At 31.2% G+C, this 22,332-nt stretch carries 19 protein-coding genes; 9 read left to right on the forward strand and 10 right to left on the reverse strand.

Features of this window, described 5'->3' with window-relative positions; translation table 11 throughout:
* Positions 1–800: 800 nt before the first annotated feature.
* The 4 genes from RSC72_RS13360 to RSC72_RS13375 form a co-directional block, all read right to left on the reverse strand.
* Complete coding sequence (locus RSC72_RS13360) at positions 801–1,742, reverse strand: YihY/virulence factor BrkB family protein (protein ID WP_332544465.1); 942 nt, start codon at positions 1,740–1,742, stop codon at positions 801–803.
* Between the two features lie 104 nt (positions 1,743–1,846).
* Positions 1,847–3,433, reverse strand: coding sequence for a DUF2118 domain-containing protein (locus RSC72_RS13365; RefSeq protein WP_332544466.1), 1,587 nt, complete (start codon positions 3,431–3,433; stop codon positions 1,847–1,849).
* Positions 3,434–3,436: 3 nt separating this feature from the next.
* Positions 3,437–4,441 (reverse strand): pyruvate dehydrogenase (acetyl-transferring) E1 component subunit alpha, encoded by a 1,005-nt coding sequence (pdhA, locus tag RSC72_RS13370; protein ID WP_332544467.1) that lies wholly within the window; start codon positions 4,439–4,441, stop codon positions 3,437–3,439.
* A gap of 56 nt (positions 4,442–4,497) precedes the next feature.
* Positions 4,498–4,971: a cytidine deaminase gene (locus RSC72_RS13375; protein ID WP_332544469.1), complete on the reverse strand. Its 474-nt coding sequence runs from the start codon at positions 4,969–4,971 to the stop codon at positions 4,498–4,500.
* 109 nt (positions 4,972–5,080) lie between these two features.
* Between RSC72_RS13375 and RSC72_RS13380 the strand changes: the two genes are divergently transcribed.
* Positions 5,081–6,607: a YifB family Mg chelatase-like AAA ATPase gene (locus RSC72_RS13380; RefSeq protein WP_332544470.1), complete on the forward strand. Its 1,527-nt coding sequence runs from the start codon at positions 5,081–5,083 to the stop codon at positions 6,605–6,607.
* A 149-nt stretch (positions 6,608–6,756) separates the two neighbouring features.
* Here the strand turns inward: RSC72_RS13380 and RSC72_RS13385 are convergent, their stop codons facing one another.
* Complete coding sequence (locus tag RSC72_RS13385) at positions 6,757–9,672, reverse strand: VIT domain-containing protein (protein ID WP_332566219.1); 2,916 nt, start codon at positions 9,670–9,672, stop codon at positions 6,757–6,759.
* Between the two features lie 284 nt (positions 9,673–9,956).
* Here RSC72_RS13385 and RSC72_RS13390 point away from each other — a divergent pair, with 284 nt between their 5' ends.
* Positions 9,957–10,130: a hypothetical protein gene (locus RSC72_RS13390; protein WP_332544472.1), complete on the forward strand. Its 174-nt coding sequence runs from the start codon at positions 9,957–9,959 to the stop codon at positions 10,128–10,130.
* Positions 10,131–10,279: 149 nt separating this feature from the next.
* On the opposite strand, the gene RSC72_RS13395 is transcribed toward RSC72_RS13390, so the two are convergent.
* Positions 10,280–11,254, reverse strand: coding sequence for a PhoH family protein (locus tag RSC72_RS13395; protein ID WP_332544473.1), 975 nt, complete (start codon positions 11,252–11,254; stop codon positions 10,280–10,282).
* Between the two features lie 75 nt (positions 11,255–11,329).
* Here RSC72_RS13395 and RSC72_RS13400 point away from each other — a divergent pair, with 75 nt between their 5' ends.
* From RSC72_RS13400 to gldG, 4 genes are read left to right on the forward strand one after another with little or no spacing between them, the layout of a single operon-like run.
* Entirely contained in the window at positions 11,330–12,181 is an 852-nt protein-coding gene (locus RSC72_RS13400; protein WP_332544474.1) for an SAM hydrolase/SAM-dependent halogenase family protein, read from the forward strand.
* A gap of 29 nt (positions 12,182–12,210) precedes the next feature.
* The gene (locus tag RSC72_RS13405) at positions 12,211–12,756 is read left to right on the forward strand and encodes a CopD family protein (RefSeq protein WP_332544475.1); all 546 of its coding nucleotides are present in this window, start codon (positions 12,211–12,213) and stop codon (positions 12,754–12,756) included.
* 1 nt (position 12,757) lies between these two features.
* On the forward strand, positions 12,758–13,486 hold the full coding sequence (locus RSC72_RS13410; protein ID WP_332544476.1) for an ABC transporter permease subunit: 729 nt from the start codon (positions 12,758–12,760) through the stop codon (positions 13,484–13,486).
* A gap of 4 nt (positions 13,487–13,490) precedes the next feature.
* Positions 13,491–15,161, forward strand: coding sequence for a gliding motility-associated ABC transporter substrate-binding protein GldG (gldG, locus tag RSC72_RS13415; RefSeq protein ID WP_332544477.1), 1,671 nt, complete (start codon positions 13,491–13,493; stop codon positions 15,159–15,161).
* 390 nt (positions 15,162–15,551) lie between these two features.
* On the opposite strand, the gene RSC72_RS13420 is transcribed toward gldG, so the two are convergent.
* The gene (locus RSC72_RS13420; protein ID WP_332566221.1) at positions 15,552–15,902 is read right to left on the reverse strand and encodes a 4Fe-4S dicluster domain-containing protein; all 351 of its coding nucleotides are present in this window, start codon (positions 15,900–15,902) and stop codon (positions 15,552–15,554) included.
* 62 nt (positions 15,903–15,964) lie between these two features.
* Between RSC72_RS13420 and RSC72_RS13425 the strand changes: the two genes are divergently transcribed.
* Entirely contained in the window at positions 15,965–17,029 is a 1,065-nt protein-coding gene (locus RSC72_RS13425; RefSeq protein WP_332544478.1) for an acyl-CoA reductase, read from the forward strand.
* A gap of 37 nt (positions 17,030–17,066) precedes the next feature.
* Here the strand turns inward: RSC72_RS13425 and RSC72_RS13430 are convergent, their stop codons facing one another.
* Both RSC72_RS13430 and RSC72_RS13435 read right to left on the reverse strand, forming a co-directional pair.
* A complete protein-coding gene (locus tag RSC72_RS13430; RefSeq protein WP_332544479.1) occupies positions 17,067–18,077 on the reverse strand; it encodes a hypothetical protein in 1,011 nt (336 codons plus the stop codon).
* Between the two features lie 10 nt (positions 18,078–18,087).
* A complete protein-coding gene (locus RSC72_RS13435; RefSeq protein ID WP_332544481.1) occupies positions 18,088–20,181 on the reverse strand; it encodes an outer membrane beta-barrel protein in 2,094 nt (697 codons plus the stop codon).
* A 123-nt stretch (positions 20,182–20,304) separates the two neighbouring features.
* Between RSC72_RS13435 and RSC72_RS13440 the strand changes: the two genes are divergently transcribed.
* Together RSC72_RS13440 and RSC72_RS13445 are read left to right on the forward strand one after the other, a co-directional pair.
* Positions 20,305–20,739: a hypothetical protein gene (locus tag RSC72_RS13440; RefSeq protein WP_332544483.1), complete on the forward strand. Its 435-nt coding sequence runs from the start codon at positions 20,305–20,307 to the stop codon at positions 20,737–20,739.
* A 15-nt stretch (positions 20,740–20,754) separates the two neighbouring features.
* A complete protein-coding gene (locus tag RSC72_RS13445) occupies positions 20,755–21,213 on the forward strand; it encodes a hypothetical protein (protein ID WP_332544485.1) in 459 nt (152 codons plus the stop codon).
* 54 nt (positions 21,214–21,267) lie between these two features.
* On the opposite strand, the gene ftsY is transcribed toward RSC72_RS13445, so the two are convergent.
* Positions 21,268–22,230 (reverse strand): signal recognition particle-docking protein FtsY, encoded by a 963-nt coding sequence (ftsY, locus tag RSC72_RS13450; protein ID WP_332544486.1) that lies wholly within the window; start codon positions 22,228–22,230, stop codon positions 21,268–21,270.
* Between the last annotated feature and the right edge of the window lie 102 nt (positions 22,231–22,332).

Here is a 22,332-nt window from a genome sequence, read left to right on the forward strand (position 1 = left end):
AATATACAACCCATTATTCCGCTTTTCCAAACAGATTTTACATTTATTTTACAAACTAACCTTAACTAACTGGTATAAAGGCAAATATTTTTTGAAACTTTTTCTCGTAGGGAGGGTTTTGAAGTGAAAAAGCAGGAAAATCGGGAGATTTCGAGAGATTTTATCGTGAATAGTCAGTTCTATTTGGAGGGTTTTAAAAGCTAATCAAGAGAAAAGTGTTAGTACATATTTATAATGATGATATATTTTTAAAGAGAATACATTTCTATTATGCTTTCGAGGGAGAGATGAATAAGATTCTTCGACAGGCTCAGAATGACAAAAAGGAAAATCGTTCTTTAATATATAAGAATTATAGAATCCTGAAAAGAATACACCCCTATAATCCCCCTCGAGGGAATAATTCGTGATGTGATGCTGAAACAAGTTCAGCAGAACAGTATCTATATATAATAAGAAAAGGTAAGGATTCTTCGACAAGCTCAGAATGACAAAGACAAAGTTATTTTTACCGCAAGGAAATGTTTAGACAGGGATGATTTGCGGTTTTAAGCAAATTCAGAGCTGGGTACTTTGGTGCAAGAACTCGAGAAAAGTTGCAGCGTAAGCTGGAAATGTATTCAGAAAAATATTCTTTCATTATATAATATTGAAATGAAGTCTGAAGATCGGGTCTATATATAATAGAAAAAACATAAAAATTCTTCGACAGGCTCAGAAGGACAAAATGGATGTACAATAGATATAGTCAAAAAAAGCTCGAAATGATTTTCGAGCTTGGATATTTATAATATGTATTGTTAGTCGATATTTTCGTAATTGTGTTTTTCGGCAATATGGTCTACGTAGGAGACTTTACGAAGTTTTGCGTTTTTGGTTGGTATGATTGGATAACCTTTCATTTCGGCATAAACTTTTGTAAATTTTGCACCGAGATAAATTATTGTTGCTACATAATAAATCCACAATAATAATATAACCAACGAACCTGCTGACCCGAAAATTGTTGTGTATCGTGTGTTTGCTATATAGATTCCTATAAAATATTTCGCTGCAAAGAAAAGAATCGCTGTAAATATAGCACCTATAAATGCAGGTTTTGTTTTGATGCGTGCATCAGGTAAAATTTTGAACAAAATATAAAAAATCATTATTGAGATAAATATACTCAATCCATTATTTAAAAGAATCAAGGATGTTTTAGTAATTACTGTATCTAATTCTAGCAAACTAAAAATTTCTTCTCCAAAACTAACTAATATTCCGTTCAGAATAACTGTTGCAATTAACACTAATCCTAAAATTAGAATTACAAGGAAAGATAATCCTCTATTTATTATAAATTTTAACCATGCTTTACGTGGAACTGCTTCTACTCTCCAAATAAGATTCAAACTATCTTGCATATCTGTAAAAAGTGTTGTAGAACCAAATATTAAAACTCCAATACCAATATATAAAGCAGCAGAACTATCGCCTGACAAAGTAGAATTTGCTACAAAATTTTGTATAACTAATGCTATATCTGGACCTACAATATTTTTCAACTCATAATACATTCTATTTTCTATTGCATCTTTCTTAAAAAAAAGACTTGCGCTAGAAATAATAATCAAGATTAATGGAGAAAGTGAAAAAAGTGCATAATAAGTTAATGAAGCACTCAATTTCATAATTCGATCTTCTCCAAATTCGAGAACTGTTTGTTTTAATATATTAAAATAAAATTTTAATTGTTGCATTTAGTAGGTTTAGAGTTTAAAAATACGAAACATCTATAGGAACTACAACAAAAAAAAAGACCATTCGATGAATGGTCTTTTAAAAATTATATTAAATCTTTTGATTAGACTAACATTGTAACTGGATTTTCGATGTACATTCTTAATGTTTGTAAGAATTGTGCACCTGTTGCTCCATCTACAGTTCTGTGATCGCAAGCTAAAGATAATTTCATTGTATTACCTACAACAATTTGTCCGTCTTTTACCACAGGTTTTTCTATAATTGCACCTACTGATAAGATACAAGAATTTGGTTGATTAATAATCGATGTAAATGATTCGATACCAAACATACCTAAATTAGAAACTGAGAATGTAGATTTATCCATTTCGTCTGCTTTCAACTTACGTTCTCTTGCACGACCTGCATAATCTTTAATCTCAGCAGAAATTTGAGTAAATGATTTTTGATCCGTGTTTTTAACTACAGGAACCAATAAACCATCTTCTACAGCTACAGCTACACCAATATTGATGTCTCCGTGTTGAATAATTTCTGTATCTGTCCAAGTTGAATTAACCGCAGGATGTTGACGTAAAGCCATTGCACATGCCTTAACAACAATATCATTAAAAGATACTTTTGTATTAGGAACAGTGTTTAATTGCTTACGTGCAGCAATTGCATTATCCATATCCAACTCTACATTTAAGTAATAATGAGGAGCTGTAAATTTAGATTCTGCTAAACGTTTTGCGATAATTTTTCTCATTTGAGAATTTGGAATCACTTTATCTTCTCCAGAAACAAATGTTTGAGCAGGTTTAACTGCTTCAGATTTTGCTTCTACTGCTGGTTGATAATTTTCGATATCTTTTTTAACAATTCTACCGTGATCACCAGAACCTTTAACCTCAGCTAAATTAATTCCTTTATCTTTTGCAATAGTTTTAGCCAAAGGCGAAGCAAAAATACGATCGTTAGAAGAAGCAACTTCTTCTACTTTATTACTTACTTCTAATTGTACTACAACTGGTTTCTCATCGTCCACAACTTCTGTAGAAGCTGTAACAACACCACCATTTGCAACGATTGCAGAAACATCTGTACCAGCTTCACCAATAATTACTAAAATAGAATCTACCGGCGCAGGCTCATTTAATTTAACACCTTGGTATAATAAAACTCCATCAACTTCTGATTCGAATTCTTGTACAGCTTTATCTGTTTCTATATCAGCTAAAATATCGCCTTCAGAAACTTTATCTCCAACATTTTTGTGCCAAACAACAACCGTACCTTCTTCCATTGTATCAGAAAGACGAGGCATTGTAATAACTTCAACATTTGAAGGAATTTCTACTGTAGATTTAGCTTCTGCTTTAACTTCCTGAGTTGATACTTCTTTAACCTCTTCTTTTGTTTCAGTTACAGTTTTTTCTCCTCCGATTAAACCAGAAATATCTTCACCTTGTTGACCAATAATTGCTAAAACCTCATCAACATTCGTTGAAACACCTTCTGCAACACCTTGATATAATAAAACACCATCAAATTCTGATTCGAATTCTTGAATTGCTTTATCAGTTTCTATATCAGCTAAAATATCGCCTTCCGCAATTTTATCTCCTACATTTTTGTGCCATTTTACAACAGTTCCTTCCTCCATTGTATCGCTTAAGCGAGGCATTGTAATAATTTCAGCCATGGTTTAGTTGTTTTCTACTTTATCTAAAAATGGATAATCCTCTTGTGTATAGATATAATCGTACATTACGCTTTCATTTGGATATTCAGAATTTTCTGCGAATTCTGCACATTCCTCAACTTGTACTTTTACTTCTTCTATAATAGCGTCTAATTGTTCTTTAGTTGCCCAATTATTAACTAAAATATGATTTTCTACATTTAAGATAGGATCTTCTTGTTTGTAATTTTCTACCTCTTCTTTTGTACGATAAGGCTCAGCATCAGACATAGAGTGACCTCTATAACGATATGTACGAACGTCTAAGAAAGTTGGTCCATCTCCACGACGCGCTCTTTCGATTGCTTCGTAAGCTGCTTCTGCAACTTTAACAGGATCCATACCATCTACAGGCATACAAGGCATATCATATCCTAAACCTAATTTCCAAACATCTTCATGGTTTGCTGTACGTGATACAGAAGTTCCCATAGCATATTGATTGTTTTCGCACACAAAAACAACTGGTAATTTCCAGTTCATCGCCATATTGAACGTTTCATGTAATGTACCTTGACGAGTTGCCCCATCTCCCATTAAACAAATAGTAACACCATCGCGGTTAAAAAATTTATCTCCAAAAGCAATTCCTGCTCCTAAAGGAATTTGTCCTCCAACGATTCCGTGTCCTCCATAAAACTTATGTTCTTTACTAAATACGTGCATAGACCCTCCTAAACCATGAGAAGTTCCTGTTTCTTTTCCACATAATTCAGCTAAAATACGTTTAGGATCTACTCCTAAAGCCATTGGCCAAACGTGGCATCGATATGCAGTAATTACATGATCTACTCCAGGTTTCATTGCATGAATAAAACCAGCTGGTAGAGCCTCTTGTCCATTGTATAAATGTAAGAAACCTCTAATTTTTTGCTTTAAATATAATGAACGACACTTGTCTTCAAAGCGACGCCAAAAAGTCATTTCACGATACCATTGTAGGTATGTTTCTTGCGTTAATTTTTCCATAATTGCACAATTCCGTTGGAACAAATTTAAACTAATCTATTTAGTGTACAAAATTGCTACCCTAAAAATTCATCTGTAAAATGTAATGGAAGCAAATATTTGGCTGAATTTAAGACAAAAACTTCCCCTTCATTTCCTGATAAAATGATCTCTATTGATGATTTTTGTTTCTTTTCTATTTCCAAAATATATTGTCGACACATACCACACGGAGGTAGTGGAAAGTTAACGTTAGGCGTAGATACAGCCAATTTTTCTATTTTTATATTTGGGAAATTTGCATTTACATAAGCCAATAAACCTCTTTCGGCACAAGTACCTACAGGGTATGAAGCATTTTCTTGATTTGAGCTCGAAAAAATTTCTCCATTTTCTAATTGCACTGCTGCACCAACTTTAAAATTTGAGTAGGGTGCGTAAGCATTATGTGATATTTCAAAAGCTTTGTCTACTACTATTTTTTGTAAAGCTCCTAACTCTGATTTGTCATCGAATCGATCAAATTCAAAAGAATATTTTTCTTTTTTCATATAGAATTAACACCGAAGTGTTTTTATTTAATTGATTATTAAATATTTAAATCCTTTCAGCTATTTTATTCAATAGAAAAAGGAAGTAAATTTATAAAAAAATCATTTCATGTTGGTAAAAATTTTTGCAAGTGCTATTTTCGGAGTTTCTGCTCAAACCATTATTGTGGAAGTTAATATTGATCAAGGTGTCGGTTATCATTTGGTTGGATTGCCCGATAGCGCTATCAAAGAGAGCAATTTTAGAATTAATGCTGCATTAAAAAATTCTAATTTAAAATTACCTGGAAAAAAAATTACTATTAACATGGCGCCTGCCGATTTACAAAAAGAAGGTTCTGCTTATGATTTACCTATTGCAATTGGTATTTTAGCAGCATCAGAACAAATAAAACCTGAACAAGTTGGACATTATGTTATGATGGGAGAATTATCGCTTGACGGTTCGCTTCGCCCAATAAAAGGCGCTTTACCTATTGCAATAAAAGCAAAAGAAGAAGGTTTTGAAGGAATTTTATTACCCAAACAAAACGCAGATGAAGCGGCTGTTGTAGAGGGAATAAATGTATATGCGATAGAAAATATACGAGAAGTTGTCGATTTTTTTAACGGAGAAATAATTTTACAACCTCATAAAGTTGATTTGAATGCTGCATTTTTTAATGAAATGAATAATTATCCGTTCGATTTTGCAGATGTAAAAGGACAAGAAAATGTAAAACGTGCGATGGAAGTCGCTGCAGCAGGCGGACATAATATTATTTTGATTGGTCCACCGGGAAGTGGAAAAACAATGTTAGCCAAACGAATTGCATCTATTTTACCACCAATGACCGTAAGTGAAGCTTTAGAAACAACAAAAATACATAGTGTTGCAGGAAAATTATCCAGTAAATCATTAATTGTTAGTCGTCCATTTTCCTCGCCTCATCATTCTATATCTGATGTTGCGTTGGTTGGAGGCGGCTCATATCCTCAACCAGGTGAAATTTCTTTGGCACATAATGGTGTCTTATTTTTAGATGAATTACCTGAATTTAAACGAACTGTTTTAGAAGTAATGCGTCAACCTTTGGAAGATAGAGAAGTAACTATTTCTCGTGCTAAATTTACGGTAAATTATCCTGCGAGTTTTATGTTAATTGCCTCAATGAATCCAAGTCCGAGCGGTTATTTTATGGATGATCCAAATAATACGTCCTCTTTAGTAGAAATGCAACGTTATATGAACAAGATTTCTGGACCTTTGTTGGACAGAATTGATTTGCATATCGAAGTAAATCCTGTTCCGTTTGATGATTTATCGCAAGAAAGAAAAGGCGAAAAAAGCAATGTAATAAGGGAACGTGTAATGAAAGCTCGAAATTTACAAACTGTTCGTTTTGGAAATTCTGGCGTTCATTATAATTCGCAAATGGGACCGAAAGAATTGGATGCTTTTTGTGAATTGGATGATGCTTCAAAAAATTTAATTAAAATCGTGATGGAACGATTAAATCTTTCTGCACGTGCTTATGATAGAATTATTCGTGTTGGACGAACGATTGCAGATTTAGATAATTCAGAAAAAATTCTTCCAAAACATATCAGCGAAGCTATACAATACAGAAGTTTAGATCGAAATCAGTGGATGTGATTGTTGTAAAATGCAATATTATTAAGAAAAATTAAATACGCTGTCATTCTGAGCTTGTCGAAGAATCTCATAAGATATAAGATGAGAAGCTGAAATAAATTCAGCTTGACAAAAAAAAGGAATCTTGAAAGAGATTCCTTTTCCTTTATTTAAAATTCAAATTCTCCTACCAAAATTCCTTCACCTCCAGCATTTGGTTTATTATTTTGAAAAGTAATCATTTTCTTCACTTGTTTTCCTGAACTATAAAACAAATAAATCTCTGCCGAAATAGTTGTTGGTCCAGAAATACTCATTTGATTTTCTCCAAAAAAGTTTGTTTCAATCTTATATTTTCCTTTTATAGCTTTCTTCAACATAAATTGTTCTGGGCCGAAACCTTGCGTTACATCTTCACTATTTCTACCTCCAATTACTGTAGTTCTGTGTCCATAATAACATTTTTCGCCATTCGGATCTGTTACCCACAAATCAATATCTGTCATATCTTTATTCCAATTCATCACCACGCGAACCTCAACAGGAATATCCACAATAATGTCTTTATTAATTTCAGAAAGATTCAATTCTTTGCGATGAAGCGAAATCAAATTATTAATTTCTGGTACAATAATCTCCGTAATATCACGATCTCGATTAGCAATTTCTACTGAATAATCATTCGTCAATACTTTATATAAATTATCTAAAGCAGATTGATATTGCTCATTATCTTGTAACGCCAAGGCATAATCTCGGTAACTTTGCGCATCAAAAGGTCGCCAATCCAATACTTTCTTCGTGATGAATAATTCGGTTTGATATTCTTCAATTTCTTTCAATTTATACGCTAACATTTTATACAATTCTGCATCTTCTAAACCTAAATCTGCAATAGAACTTAAAATTCGTAAACCTGTTATTTTATCTTTTTTCTGAAAGAAATAGGTTGCTACATCAAAATAAAACGCTGGTGTTTCGGCATAATCTTTTCTCAAATCTAAATAAGTTTGATATGGATTTTTTGATACTTCTATCAATTTCATGTATTCTTTATCTGATTTAATATCGACCATTTTAATTTCTGGAACAGAAGCAGATGATTCATCCTTCATTTTTTTATCCGAGTTTGGTTCAGGCATTATATGGTGAACTTGTGCAGTTCTAACCATCATATTTGAAGAAGCTTCATAACTTACTTCTTCCATATCCGCATTTGCATTAAATTCAGGAAGAGCCATATCTTCAAGTCTTACATCGACTATGACATCAGTAGAATCCCCAACAGGTTTTGGATATTTTGGTTTTACATATTTAAAATCTTTCTTCCACCATTCTTTCAATTCTTTTGCTTTCGCAATTGCGTTTTTCAATAAATCATTTTTTCGAGTTTCTTTTTGTTCAAAACCTTGTTTCGATAATTTATTGAATTCTGATTGTAATTCCGCTGGTGGATTAATTTTATATTTCACATAATCCGAAACATTTTCCAAAACAATCAAACTTGTGTTAGATGTTACGATAGAAAATTGTTTCCCTATTTCTTCGATTTCTGTTTTATTTTGTTCTGGATTCAATTCCAAATAATTCACTTTATTTTGCGCCCAAACTTTACTAATTTCAAAAGTTTGCACAGCTTTTCCTAAATCCAACTCTTTGTTAAACTCAACTTTTCCGTTTCGTCCAAACATCATCGTCAATTTTGCATTTGGATACTGAGAAATTCCCGCAATTGCAAAATCTTGATTTGCTTCATTATTATTTGTCGAATAAACTTCGCCAGCCGTATTGTTGATAATTCCCATAAACTGCAACGAGTTTTGACTAATTTGTTCAAACGCTTTATCTACAGAAGTATCATTTAGATTAATAAATTTTCCACCATTTCGTTGAGAAATCATTTTCAGAACGCCAAAATTTGAAGTCACAGAAGATGATATAGCATAAATTGGTTGCTGAAATTCGAATTTATTTGATCCAAAAGAAGATATTCCGTCCGAAAATAAAAGATATTCGTCTGCATTTAAAGTTGTCGAAACTATTTTAGCATAATTTGTTCCGCCATCATAAATCATCGTTTCCAAATATTTTTTCAATTCTGACCATTCTCCATTTTTGATTTGAAAAGATTTTCCTTTCTCCAAATTAATATTCAGCAATGCAACTTCTATATTTAGATTTTTTTGTTGAGAAATGATTTTATCTAAAAATTCGATTTCTTTTTTATGATCGCGTTTCAATCCACTCAACGAATTATCCCAAATAATTCCGATATTTTTTGACCAAACTTTTGCAATTGGTTTTTCATCAAATACAGAATTTGCGTAGAAATAAACCGAACCATCTAAATTTTTCTGAATAAATGATTCTATTTTATTTGCTGCTTTTGGTAAGTTAATTGTCAATGATTTTGTTGGTTTAAAATCTGTTTTAGACAAATTAGCTTCGAAAACATTGCTATTTTCTGAAAAATTAAATGTTCCATCAGGTGATTCCTCCAATTGTGGTTTTTGAGCAGCGTTATAAACCTTAGTTGTTAAATTAAATTTCGCAATTTTCTTCGAAGAATCTAACGGTAAATGATATTGATAAGCCGATTTATCATATTTCAAAACTTGATAATAAGATAACTGAATTGTTCTTGAACCCTTTGCAGGAATAGGCGAAATACGCGTACGGAAATTATTACCTTCTACTTTTTCTATAATTCCGGGATCGACATTTTGTTTCTGAATACTTTCAAAAACTTCTACCGCGCGAGCTTTTGTAACAGGAACTGCATTGCGCATTTTTCCATTAATATCTATCGCATATCCGCTAATCGTCGTATTTTCTGGCATTGGAAAAACTAAATTTCCTTCGAGATTTCGACTTGATGAATTTGTAAAAACTAATGTAGTAGTTGTTTTGGCTAAATTCCCAAAGATTTCGACTTGCGTATTCATTTCTTGTAATGCGACAGAATTTTCGTCGGGACGCGAACCAATTTCTATTCTCGGAAAACCAATTCGGATATCTTGTGCAAAAATTTTTGTTGTCCACAAAAAGGCAACAAAAAATGTTAGGAATGGAAAATATTTTTTCATACAATTTGATTTATAGGATAGATGCAAGTTATTGTAAAAAGGTTGGCTAAAAGAAAAAATATTTTATAGATTCCTCCTTTCGTCGGAATGACATTTACTTAATTGTCATTCTGAACTCGTTTCAGAATCACATCACGCTTATCATTCTAAGTTTATCGAAGAATCTAACTATCAGGGTGCGAAACTGAAATGAATTCAGCTTGACAAGAGAATTTTTACTTGTTTATTTTTCATATTATTTGAAAATAATTATTATATTTAACTAAATTTCAAAACTTAGAGAAATGAAAAATATATTTTTTATACTTGGATTAGTCTTAATTTTAGCTTCAATTTTATTGTTAATAGAATTTCCAGATTCTAATAGAATGAGTATGATTGCAGGTGCAACTACGGCAATTGGCTTAACCTTTAATGTAGTTGGTTTTATATTAAAACCTAAAATGCAGAAAATATAATTTTATTTCATTCTGAATTTTTCAAAATAAAAAATTACAACGTGAGAAGCTGAAATGAATTCAGCTTGACAAATTTGTTTGTTATTATAAAAAACGAATTAGATTAAATCAAAAAGCCAATTGCTCTTTCAAACAATTGGCTTTTTGATTTACTTTTTGATATCGATTTTCTCTCTTTCTTTGTTTTCACTTGCTTTGTAAGCTTTCAATACTTCTCTCACAATTTTATGTCTTACGACGTCTTTATCATCCAAAAAGATAAATCCAATATCTTTTACATCTTTTAAGATTGTAATTGCTTCGCGCAAACCAGATTTTTGTTTCGGTGGTAAATCTACTTGATCTGGATCTCCAGTTATAATGAATTTAGAATGTTTTCCCATTCGCGTCAAAAACATTTTCATCTGTGCATAGCTTGTATTCTGCGCTTCGTCTAAAATAACAAATGCATCATCCAGTGTTCTACCACGCATAAATGCTAATGGTGCAACTTCTATCACTCCTTTTTCTGTATAAGAAGAAAGTTTTTCGAAAGGAATCATATCTCGCAAAGCATCATACAAAGGTTGCAAATACGGATCGAGTTTATCTTTCATATCTCCTGGCAAAAATCCAAGATTTTCTCCCGCTTCTACAGCAGGTCGCGTCATAATAATACGACGAACTTCTTTGTTTTTTAGTGCTTGTACAGCCATCGCAACAGCCGTGTAGGTTTTTCCAGTTCCAGCAGGACCAATTGCAAAAACCATGTCTTTGTCATATACTTTCTGCACCAAAGCAGCTTGTCCGGGCGTTAGTGGTTTAATTAGTTTTCCGTTAACACCATGTACAATAATTTCATCTTCTTTTTTCATTTGAAGCATTTCGTTATTGTCTTCTGTCATAATGATTTCGAGATCGCGGTCAGAAAGTCGATTGTATTTGTGAATATGTTGAATAATTTTCTGAATTTTTTGGTCAAAAACTTTCAGAACTTCCTCATTTCCAAAAATTGTAAGCTCTTTTCCTCGAGCAATAATTTTCAGTTTTGGATAATATTCTTTAATACGTTTTAGATGTTCATTATTAGCGCCGTAAAAATCTTGGGCGTTAATTTCAGTTAATTCGATATTGATTTCTGTCAAATGTGGTGGTTTTTTTAGTTCACTTACACAAAAATAAAGAATAATAAACAATATATTTGCACTAATTATAGAATAATGGCAATTATTACATTAACATCAGATTTTGGTACAAAAGACTATTTTGTATCCAGCGTAAAAGGCGCAATTCTAAAAGAATTGGCTGATGTTACAATTGTCGATATTTCGCACTATGTAAATCCTTATGATTTATCAGAAGCCGCTTATATTATCAGAAATTCTTATGACGAGTTTCCAAAAGGAACTGTCCATATTATTGGTGTTAATGCATTAAGTACTCCTTTACAAAAGCCTATTTGTGCTTTGATTAATGGACATTATTTTATTTGTGCAGATAATGGAATTTTATCCTTGATTTGTCAACAAAATGATCCTGAAGAAATTTACGAAATCACAGCTTATCCCGAAGGAATAGACGGTTTGTTCCCGATGAAAGATTGTTTTGTTCCTGTTGCATGTCACTTAGCGCGTGGCGGAGTTCCTGCTCTTTTAGGTAATAAACGCACAGAAATGAAACAATTGAATGAATTAAGCCCTATTTACCGTGATGATAAATTTATTATCGGAAATGTGGTTTATATTGATCATTTTGGGAATGTGGTAACTAATATTTCGAGAGATTTTTTCGAGGAAACAATTCAGAATCGAAAATATAAAATTTTACTTCGTCAGAAAGATTTTTCGATGACCGATATTACAGTAATCTACAACCATTATAACGAAGTTGTACAGGATTTCAGCAAAGAAGTACAAGCTTTTGGACGAACGTTGTGTTTGTTTAATTCTGCTAATTTTTTAGAAGTGACTTTATACAAAAGTAATCCGGTCGTATCTGGTGGCGCAAATCAATTAATGGGACTAAAGAAAGGCGATACAATTACAATTGAATTTGAAAATAATGCTGAATAATATTTAGTAGAGAGATTTTAATAATTTATATGACTTATAATTATTTAATATACAAAGCAATACACGTCATATTCGTGGTAAGTTACTTTGCTGGTTTATTTTACATTGTTCGGTTAATGATTTATCATACCGAAACACAAAATATGGAAGATCCCAAAAAATCAATCTTACAAGATCAATATACTTTCATGGAAAAAAAACTGTGGAATGTTATCACTGCTCCTGCTTTGATTATTTTGATTACAATGGGACTTAATATGCTTTACAAAAATCAAGGATTATTACAAATGCCTTGGATGAAAAGTAAACTGGGAATGGTAAGTGTACTTTTGCTTTATCATTTGTGGTGCTGGCGAACATTGAAACAAGTACAAAACAAGGTTTTTAAATATACTTCTGTACAATTGCGAATGATGAACGAATTGGCAACAATTTTATTATTTGTTATTGTATTTGCAGTTATCCAAAAAACAGATTTCGGAAGAGATTGGTATTGGTCTATTGTAAGTTTCTTCGGTTCTGGTATAATACTTATGATTATTGTACGTTTAATTAATCGTAATAATAAAAAATAATATGTGGACAATCTTCAAGAAAGAATTTTCCAATTTTTATTTAGGTTTCACAGCCTATTTAGCTGCCGCAGCATTTGTTATCGTTTCGGTATTATTTCTTTGGTTTTTTGATAACGAATTCAACGTTTTCAATACAGGAAATGCTTCATTAAGCAGTTTCTTTTTTGTTGGTCCATGGATTTTTTTATTCATGATTCCAGCTTTAACCATGAAATTGATCGCAGAAGAACAAGCAAACGGCACATTATTGTGGTTATTTACACAACCTATAAAAAACAGTCAAATTATTTGGGGCAAATATTTAGCCGTTGTTTCGGTTGTTGTATTTTGTTTAATCGCTACATTTTTGTTCACAGTTACTTTACAAGAATTTTTAATTCCTGAACAAGAATTAGATTACGGAACTATTTTTTCTGGCTATTTGGGACTTTTATTCTTAGGATGTCTTTTCGCTGCAATAGGATTATTCACTTCATCTATCACAAAAAATCAAGTTATGGCTTATGTTTTAGCCGTATTCTTTTGCTTTATTATTTATTATGGATTTGAAGGTTTAGCCTCTTACAACTTACTTGGTTCGATGGATTTTTATGTTCAAAAAATTGGAAGTTTTACACATTACAACCAATTTTTGAAAGGAATTATTGACACACGAGATTTACTTTATTTTATGATTTTGATTGCAATTCTTAATCTTATCACAATCATTAATCTTGAAAATAAAAAATAGTGCCATGAAGAAATTAAACAAAAAAACACTAATTACTTTCATTGCATTAATTGCACTTTTCATCATCGCTCAATTTGTCTACACACGAATTGACATGACGAAAGACAAACGTTTTACACTAACATCTACAACAGAAAAATTAGTAGAAAATATAAAAGAGCCGCTAAAAATTGAAATCCTTTTGGGTGGAGATTTAACGGGTGATTATCGTATTCTGAAAAATGAAATTCAATTTCTTTTGGATGAATTACGCGAAAAAAATAGCAATATTTCCTATTCTTTTATTGATCCAGTCGATTTAGGACAAGCCGAATTAGAGCAAAATAATTTAGCTCCAGTTCCGATTAAAACAGATAAAGGAGTTTTGAATGTTTATCCATACGCCAAGTTGACGTACGCAGGAAAATCTACTTATATGGAGGTTTTGGTTAATGATCCTTCTACTCCATTTGAAGATCTAGCGTTGGCTTCTACAGAAAAATTAGAATATTTATTTGCAGAAAAAATACAAAAAGCCACAAATTTCGAACGAAAAAGAATTGGGTTTATCGTTCATCACGACGAATTACCAGAAGCAAATATTCAAGGTTTAGGAAGTGCATTATCAGAAAAATATGATGTCGAAATTTATCTAAATCCTATTGCAAACAAATCGATGACTTTACAGCCTTCTGATTTGGATAGTTTGAAACGTTTTGACGCTTTAATTGTTGCAAAACCTACTTTACCTTTTTCTGATATGGATAAATTGGTTTTGGATCAATATATAATGAATGGCGGAAAAATGATGATGGCTGTTGAAACTGTTGATGCCGAAATGGATTCTATTTTCCGAAGTGGAAAAATTGTTGCTTTTCCAAGAGATTTAAAACTAAATGATTTCTTGTTTAATTACGGCGTTCGTATACATCCTGCTGTGATAAAAGATATGAATGGTGCGCAAATTGTTTTGGCTGATGGAGAAACTGCTGGTAATACAAGTTATAATTATTACAATTGGCCGTATTTTGAATTAGGAATTAGAGGCGAAGAAAATCCAATTACAAGTTCAATAGATCCTGTTTTATTTCAATTTGCAAATCCGATTGAATTATTAAAAAATCCTAATATTAAACAAACTGTTTTATTAAGCACTTCTGAGCAAACTTCTATGAAACCTGTGTTGAATTATATTCAACTGAATGAAGTAGAAATTGAAAATCTCGAAGAATATAATATGGGTAAAATTCCGATGGCTGTTTTACTCGAAGGAAATTTCAATTCGGCTTATGCCTCACGTTATGAACGTAAAGAATTTCCTCAATTCAAAGCGAAAACAACGAATGGAAAAATGATTGTTATTTCGGACGGAGATGTTTTGAAAAATGCTCTTTGGAGAGGAAAACCAATGCAATTGGGCGAGAATAAATTCTCTGTTCGTCCAGATAATCCAGACGGAAAACCAAAAACATACGCCAACCAAACATTTGTGATGAATGCGATGGATTATTTATTAGGTGATGCGGACTTTTTAGCTTTGCGAAACCGTAAATTAGAAATTCCATTGTTGAGCGAAACAACTGTAATTCAAGAAAAATCGACATGGCAAATGCTCAACTTAATTGTTCCGACATTAATTATTGGTTTATTAGCTGGACTTGGATTTTGGATTAGAAAAAAGAGGTATTCTAAGTAAAATATATATCGGTTTTTAGAATTTCTAACTAGAGAGATTCTTCGACAAGCTCAGAATGACAGTTTTTTCTTCTAATTATTAATTATAAGCAATCGTTTCTTCGATAAGGTTTACATTTTAAATATGTTGAGAAATAAGTGTGATTCTTCGACAAGAGTTAGATTCTCATTATTGAATAAACTGGATAATATTCTCATTCATTTTTTCCTTGATGAAAAAACGAATCAAAAAAATATAAAATAACGAAATAAATGCAATAGGGATTGAAGTGAAAATCCTTTTTCTATAGAAAAAGATTGTAACAAAAAGCCCGCCCGAAGGGATTGCCCAAAATAAAAAAAAACCTCAAGCGTATAACTTGAGGTTTTTATATGTAAAGTTGTGACGATCTTACTCTAAGTGCATAAACGCTTTTTTACTCAAAAGACGCTCTTCACTTTCTACGTGGTCATCATCAGGCACACAACAGTCCACCGGGCAAACTGCCGCACATTGTGGCTCTTCGTGGAAACCTTTACATTCCGTACACTTGTCCGGAACGATGTAATAAACCTCGTCACTCACTGGATCTTGCACCGCATCGGCATCAAACTCAACACCATCTACGTTTACAATAGTTCCTGTAAGCGAAGTTCCCTCAGAATATTTCCAGTCAACAGCCGCTTCATAAATCGCGTTGTTTGGACATTCTGGCTCACATGCTCCACAATTTATACATTCATCTGTAATAATTATAGCCATTGTATCTGTTTTTTTATTTCCTACATTTGCAACTACAAAATTACATTTAATTTTCAGAAAAAATGACATTTGAACAAAGGATTTCAGCATTTAACGAATTAGGACAGTTTTTTAATTTTATTTTAAATAGCGATTCTATTTCAGACAAGGATTTGAAACAGAAATTTGAGAATTGGACGGAAGATATTCAGTTTGCATTAACCGATGCCGAAGCAAGTAATAATTGGTTTACGCGCGAAAATATCAACTTAGCACTAAATAGTTGGGCAGAAGCTTTAACAACAGAAAATTTAACTGCTTGGACAAAAAATTATCCTTTTGCAAAAACACCTAAAAATGTGGGAATTATAATGGCTGGAAATTTACCTTTGGTTGGTTTTCATGATTTACTTTCCGTAATTATTTCTGGAAATAATGCCTTGGTAAAAACGTCGTCTAAAGATGATAAATTGATGAAATTAATTTTCAAATTTCTTTATTCTATCAATTCAGAATTTGAATCAATCATCAAAGTAATAGAAAGATTAGAAAATTTTGACGCTGTAATTGCAACAGGAAGTAATAATACGGCACGTTATTTTGAGCAATATTTTGGAAAAGTTCCTCATATTATTCGTAAAAATAGAACGTCGGTTGCTGTAATAAATGGAACAGAATCGGATGAAGATTTACAAAATTTAGGAAACGATATTTTTATCTATTTTGGATTGGGTTGTCGCAATGTGACAAAAATTTATGTGAAAGAAGAAACACAATTACATAAAGTTTTTGAATCAATTTTACCATGGGGCGAAACGGTCATTAATCATCCAAAATATGCGAATAATTACGATTATAATCGTGCAATATATTTGTTAGGAAAAGATCAATTTTTGGATAATAATTTTGTTTTATTCAAGAAAGACGAAAATATACATTCGCCAATTGCAGTTGTAAATTTTGAAATTTATAATGATGTAAATGATGTAAAAAATTATTTGATTGAGAATGAAAATCAAATACAATGTGTAGTAGGAAATGACATGCAAGATAATCCGAATTATGTAGAATTTGGACAAACACAATTTCCGAAATTAACCGATTACGCTGATAATATTGATACGCTGAAATTTTTGGCTAAATTATAAAACAGAAAAACCTTCACAAATTTGTGAAGGTTTTTTATTATTTGAAATTAGATCGTATATTTTTATATGGGTTAATTGTTCTATTAAAACCATTGAAAGATTTTAGATTAAAATCTCCTACTTGTAGTTTAATATCAATAACAACATTTGTTTTTTCACCTAAATCGACATCTAATTTTGAAAATACAGAACTTTCTTTTAATATCCACTTATCTTGATATGGTCTAAACTTATAACTTATTTCAGATAAGCCCGAATATTTATCTTTCTCTTCAAATACCTTTGACGTATAATCTATAACAGCATAAGTAGATTTATCTATTGTTAATAAATTTTGTTTTGTCTCATTTTCTAAAGTAATTACATAAACCGTATTGTCAGAATACTGAGAAACGGACAATTTATTTACGGCATACTTTTTCTCTATTACATTATTGAACATATTTTTCAAATTCTCTATAATTGATATGTTTTTTAAATAATTATTCAAAATTATATTAACTTTTCTATCTCTTTCTACATCAATAATTTCTTTTGGTTCTTTATTTGATTTTATCTTCAAATTATCTTTATTAAATTTAAATTCTAAATCCAGATTAATATATTCTCTCTCCAAGCTATCATAAACTACATTTTGTTTAAAATCAACTAAATAATAATACTTTTCTACATTATAATTTTTCTCATAATTATCGATTACCTTTTTCAGAATATCTTCTGATTTTAAGTTTGACACAAAAGCTTCTTTCAATTCAATTTCCGAAACTTTTTCAAGTTTTACATTTAGGTTAGATTTTAATTCCGAAACCTTAATAATTGCGTCTTGATAATCTTTTTTGGAAATAATTAATTCATCATTTCCACTAACATTTGCTAAATCTACAATTGCCTTTCCTTCCATATCAGAAATGAAATTTTTTGTAGAGGTTTTAAAATAAATGTCCGCATCATCAAGAGGCAAATTATCAAAATCTAAAATTTTTAGATTAATGATTTGCGCATTAAGCGACATTGAAAATAAAATAAATAGATAAAATAATTTCTTCATAAAAATAATTTTAAAACGTTGCTGCGCCAGCAGTTTGATTTTCTAATTTACGGTTAATATTTGTCTTTTTACCTGTTGCAAAATCAAAGCTTAAACCAAGTGCTAACATCGATTTGTTATCCCAAATTTTTCCTACACGAGAGTAATCTACAAATTGTTTGTCCATCGTTTTTTGCTTATAAGTAGACGGCATTCCTATCCAATACATTCCCGTTGTAAAAGTCCAATTGTTGTGTTTATAACTCGCAAAAGCATGATTCATATTTTCTTGTGTGTACAACAAAGCTCCACCCAACGTGTAATACGGAATATTAAATTGATAATTGATATTAAAGTTTTTGTAAACAGATGAAATCACAAAATAGTTTCCGATATAATCATTCTTCAAAATTCTTCCATCTTTAGTTTTGAAACGTTCTGTTGCTGGTGCAACATTTATTTTTAGGGTTAAAATATCTGTTCCAAAAGGTTTGATAGAACCTGTAATTTGAACGCCGTAACGTTGCGAATTTTGAGCATTTTCGTACGTCAATTTATAACCTTCAACATTTCCGTTAATGATATTTTGCAAATACAATTGATTGATTGGATCTTTTGTATAATGATAAAATGCATTGGTATTTAGATCAAAATATTTTGAATTGAAAGAGTAAATTAAATTATTTCCAAACGATTTCTGAATCGTTAAATATGGATTTCCTTCTTGTGTAATATTTTCTACAACCTGTATTACATTTTTACTCAAAGCCGAATTCCATGGACTTGTAGGTTTGTACGAACTCGTAAATCGAAGATTTTGATTTTTCGCTAACTCATATCCCAACACTATTTTTGGAGTAAAAGTCCATGTATCTGTTTTTGTATCTTCGTTTTTATTATGAACATTTGTAAATCCAACTCCCAAACGATAAGATAGTTTTTTTACTTTACCAGAATATTCCGAATAAATATATTGTTCTAAATAATTTACTTTATTGTTGGATGGACCATTTAAATTAACCAAATTATTATCTATCGAATTGTTAGAAACTCGATAACCTGAACTTAGTTTTCCTTTCTCAAAACTATGTGTATGCGCAATTTCTCCGACAATTCCTTTTTGATCAGCTTCCAAATTTGTCAAATAATTATATTGTTCATTACCAGTTTCTGTCTCCCATTCGCGCGTTTCATCAATTGATTTTGTCGTATACATCGATCCAACAAAATTTAAACTTAATTCATCTTTTGTTCCTAATTTTCTCGAATAATAAAGATCTAAAGTTGGTTTTGAATAATTAGAATTAGAATGTTTATAGGTTGAATGATTCGTCAATAAACTATTCTGATAAAATAAACTTGTTCCATTTGCATAAGCAAAACTCGAACTAAAATTCATATCAAATTTTGCTTGAAAAGCATATTTATCCGAATCCGAATTAGTATATCGCAACAAAATTGATTGATCTGTGTATCCAAAATATTCGTTTCGTTGATTTTCTGATCGATAATGTATATTGTTTAAATCATAATCATAAATATTCATCGAAGTTCGGTCTTTATAATCCCTCAAATAGATGTTATATTCCAATCCAAAATTATTTTTTCCTTTCGTAATATTCGCATAAGCAGAACCATTTATAAAACCTGTCGTCAATGCCGAACTAATATCTGCGCCATAAACGTAGCCATTTTCTGGATTTCGAGTAATCAAATTCACCACCTGATCCGCACGATTTGCATAACGCGCTGGCGGAATATCAAAATACTCGACACGCACCACATCTTGCTGTTTCACAGCTCTAATCTGCATATCGGTAGCTTCAATTCCGTTTATTAATAACAATGTTGTACCTCCTTTTATACTTTGAATTGTATTAGAAATTGGATCAACTTGTAGCTCTGGTAAAGTATTCAATAAATCTTTTGCGTAACGCGCTTTTTCCAACGCTTCCTTATCAAACGTATAAACAGCTTTGTCCGCAAACATTTTCTTACGTTGCGATTGAATCAAAACTTCTTTTATTTCGATTGGGTTATAATCTGTAGAATCCGATTTTTCTTCAACTTGTGCATTCGTGAAAATTGAAAATAATCCTATGGCTAATATAAATTGTTTTCTCATGTTAATTAATCCTCTTTTTTACTATAAAGACTTAGTGTTATTCTTAAGACGCAAAACCTAAAAATAAGTTACACAATACTTGCAATTATTTTCAATAACTTAGCCTAAACAAATTAATCTATTTTGAAAAAACTGATCTTACTTTTTATATTTTTTACAGGAATAATATTAACTAACGCACAAGAAAAAAACGAAAAATATTTCACCGAATATCGCGTAGAAAGCTTTCAGACATCTTTGGTTGCGAAAAAAATGATGTACGATTGGTTCGGAAAATGGGACAATGTTTTGTACACGCAAGACAATAAAGCTCTTTTGGTTTGGACAAATCGGAAGATTATTAATGAAGCACCAGAAACTTTCTATATTATTGCTTCGAGTATAGAGAATGAAGATGAAATGTTCGGAACAATTCAGATTTTGACTTCACAAAACGAAGATGCTTTGGCAAAAGAATCACCTTACCGTGAATATCTAAATGAATTTGTGAAAACACTTTCCAAACAAGAAAATAAAAGTAAAAAATTTTTTAAGGAATATCTTAAAGTGGAGTATTAATTTAAGTTGTTAATTATGAATTATAAATTATTGATTGTTTTATTTTTTAGCTCCATTAGTGTTTTTGGTCAAGATAAAATAAGTTTAATTACAATCGAAAATATTTCATCGCATTTATGGAGTAACACGACAATTTATATCGGACCTGATACTAAAGTTTCTCGAACACAAAAAAGTAAAATTTTGGTAGAGATTGAAATGAATCTTAAAGAAGATAGAAACTATAAAAAAATAAAGTATATCGATCAAAATGATTTTGAAGAAATATCTACTAAATTATTAACTCTTAACGCAAAGGATTTATTTCCCGAATTGGGTTGTTTAGATGGAAATCACACAACAATCAATTTTAATAACACTAATAATTCTGTAGAATATAAAGTATCCTGCTCTAAAAATAACACTAATTTTCATCAAGTTTTAAAGTTTATTCTCGATAAAATCAATCTTAAAGAAACAGATTTTTATAGATAAAAAAAATCCTTCAAGTTATCTTGAAGGATTTATATTTTATAGAAATTGAATTTCTTAATTATTACGTTTGAAGAAAGAATCAACAAACTCCATTTTATTGAATGCTTGTAAATCATTAATTCCTTCACCAACACCGATGTATTTTACTGGAATTTGAAATTGATCTGAAATTCCAATCACAACTCCACCTTTCGCCGTTCCATCTAATTTTGTAACCGCCAAAGCCGAAACTTCTGTTGCTTGTGTAAATTGTTTCGCTTGCTCAAAAGCATTTTGACCTGTAGAACCATCTAATACTAATAAAACTTCGTGTGGCGCATCTGGAATAACCTTTTGCATAACGCGTTTTATTTTTGTCAACTCGTTCATCAAATTCACTTTATTGTGCAAACGACCCGCTGTATCTATCAAAACTACATCTGCATTTTGCGCAACTGCTGACTGAATAGTATCAAATGCAACCGAAGCAGGATCTGAACCCATTGCTTGTTTTACAATTGGTACATCAGCGCGCTCTGCCCAAATAACCAACTGATCTACCGCTGCAGCACGAAATGTATCTGCCGCTCCAAGAACAACTTTCAATCCATTTGCTTTAAATTGTGAAGCGAGCTTACCTATTGTTGTTGTTTTACCAACTCCATTTACACCAACCACCATAATAACATACGGTACGTTTTTCTTTGGAATTGAAAAACCGTTTGTATCATCTATATTATTTTCAGAAAGTAAGGCTGCAATTTCTTCGCGAAGAATAACATCTAATTCAGAAGTTGATACATATTTATCTCTTTCTACACGCTCTTCTATTTTTCTGATAATTTTCACAGTAGTTTCCACGCCAACATCAGACGAAATCAATACTTCTTCTAAATCATCTAAAACCTCATCGTCTACCTTTGATTTTCCTACAACGGCACGACTAATTTTATCAAAAAAAGATGTTTTAGATTTCTCTAAACCTTCATCTAATTTTTCTTTGCTTTCTTTTCCTAATATCTTTTTGAACCAACTCATTTAAAAGCTAAATTTCTTAAAATTCTTTACGAAGATACAATAAATTTAAAGGAAATAAAAAAGCCGCTCTTTTTAGAGCAGCTTTTATTAACCTTAATATTT

Origin of the sequence: Algoriella sp. (genome assembly GCF_036647415.1) — a bacterium.
Lineage (GTDB): Bacteria > Bacteroidota > Bacteroidia > Flavobacteriales > Weeksellaceae > Empedobacter.

Bases quoted from the DNA above. Each gene is read 5' to 3' on its own strand.
- RSC72_RS13405 (WP_332544475.1), top strand. From the start codon at position 12,211: ATGACTTATAATTATTTAATATACAAAGCAATACACGTCATATTCGTG.
- RSC72_RS13385 (WP_332566219.1), bottom strand. From the start codon at position 9,672: ATGAAAAAATATTTTCCATTCCTAACATTTTTTGTTGCCTTTTTGTGG.
- ftsY (WP_332544486.1), bottom strand. From the start codon at position 22,230: ATGAGTTGGTTCAAAAAGATATTAGGAAAAGAAAGCAAAGAAAAATTA.
- RSC72_RS13420 (WP_332566221.1), bottom strand. From the start codon at position 15,902: ATGGCTATAATTATTACAGATGAATGTATAAATTGTGGAGCATGTGAG.
- RSC72_RS13380 (WP_332544470.1), top strand. From the start codon at position 5,081: ATGTTGGTAAAAATTTTTGCAAGTGCTATTTTCGGAGTTTCTGCTCAA.
- RSC72_RS13400 (WP_332544474.1), top strand. From the start codon at position 11,330: ATGGCAATTATTACATTAACATCAGATTTTGGTACAAAAGACTATTTT.
- RSC72_RS13390 (WP_332544472.1), top strand. From the start codon at position 9,957: ATGAAAAATATATTTTTTATACTTGGATTAGTCTTAATTTTAGCTTCA.
- RSC72_RS13365 (WP_332544466.1), bottom strand. From the start codon at position 3,433: ATGGCTGAAATTATTACAATGCCTCGCTTAAGCGATACAATGGAGGAA.
- RSC72_RS13360 (WP_332544465.1), bottom strand. From the start codon at position 1,742: ATGCAACAATTAAAATTTTATTTTAATATATTAAAACAAACAGTTCTC.
- RSC72_RS13425 (WP_332544478.1), top strand. From the start codon at position 15,965: ATGACATTTGAACAAAGGATTTCAGCATTTAACGAATTAGGACAGTTT.
- RSC72_RS13410 (WP_332544476.1), top strand. From the start codon at position 12,758: ATGTGGACAATCTTCAAGAAAGAATTTTCCAATTTTTATTTAGGTTTC.
- RSC72_RS13430 (WP_332544479.1), bottom strand. From the start codon at position 18,077: ATGAAGAAATTATTTTATCTATTTATTTTATTTTCAATGTCGCTTAAT.
- RSC72_RS13445 (WP_332544485.1), top strand. From the start codon at position 20,755: ATGAATTATAAATTATTGATTGTTTTATTTTTTAGCTCCATTAGTGTT.
- pdhA (WP_332544467.1), bottom strand. From the start codon at position 4,441: ATGGAAAAATTAACGCAAGAAACATACCTACAATGGTATCGTGAAATG.
- gldG (WP_332544477.1), top strand. From the start codon at position 13,491: ATGAAGAAATTAAACAAAAAAACACTAATTACTTTCATTGCATTAATT.
- RSC72_RS13375 (WP_332544469.1), bottom strand. From the start codon at position 4,971: ATGAAAAAAGAAAAATATTCTTTTGAATTTGATCGATTCGATGACAAA.
- RSC72_RS13435 (WP_332544481.1), bottom strand. From the start codon at position 20,181: ATGAGAAAACAATTTATATTAGCCATAGGATTATTTTCAATTTTCACG.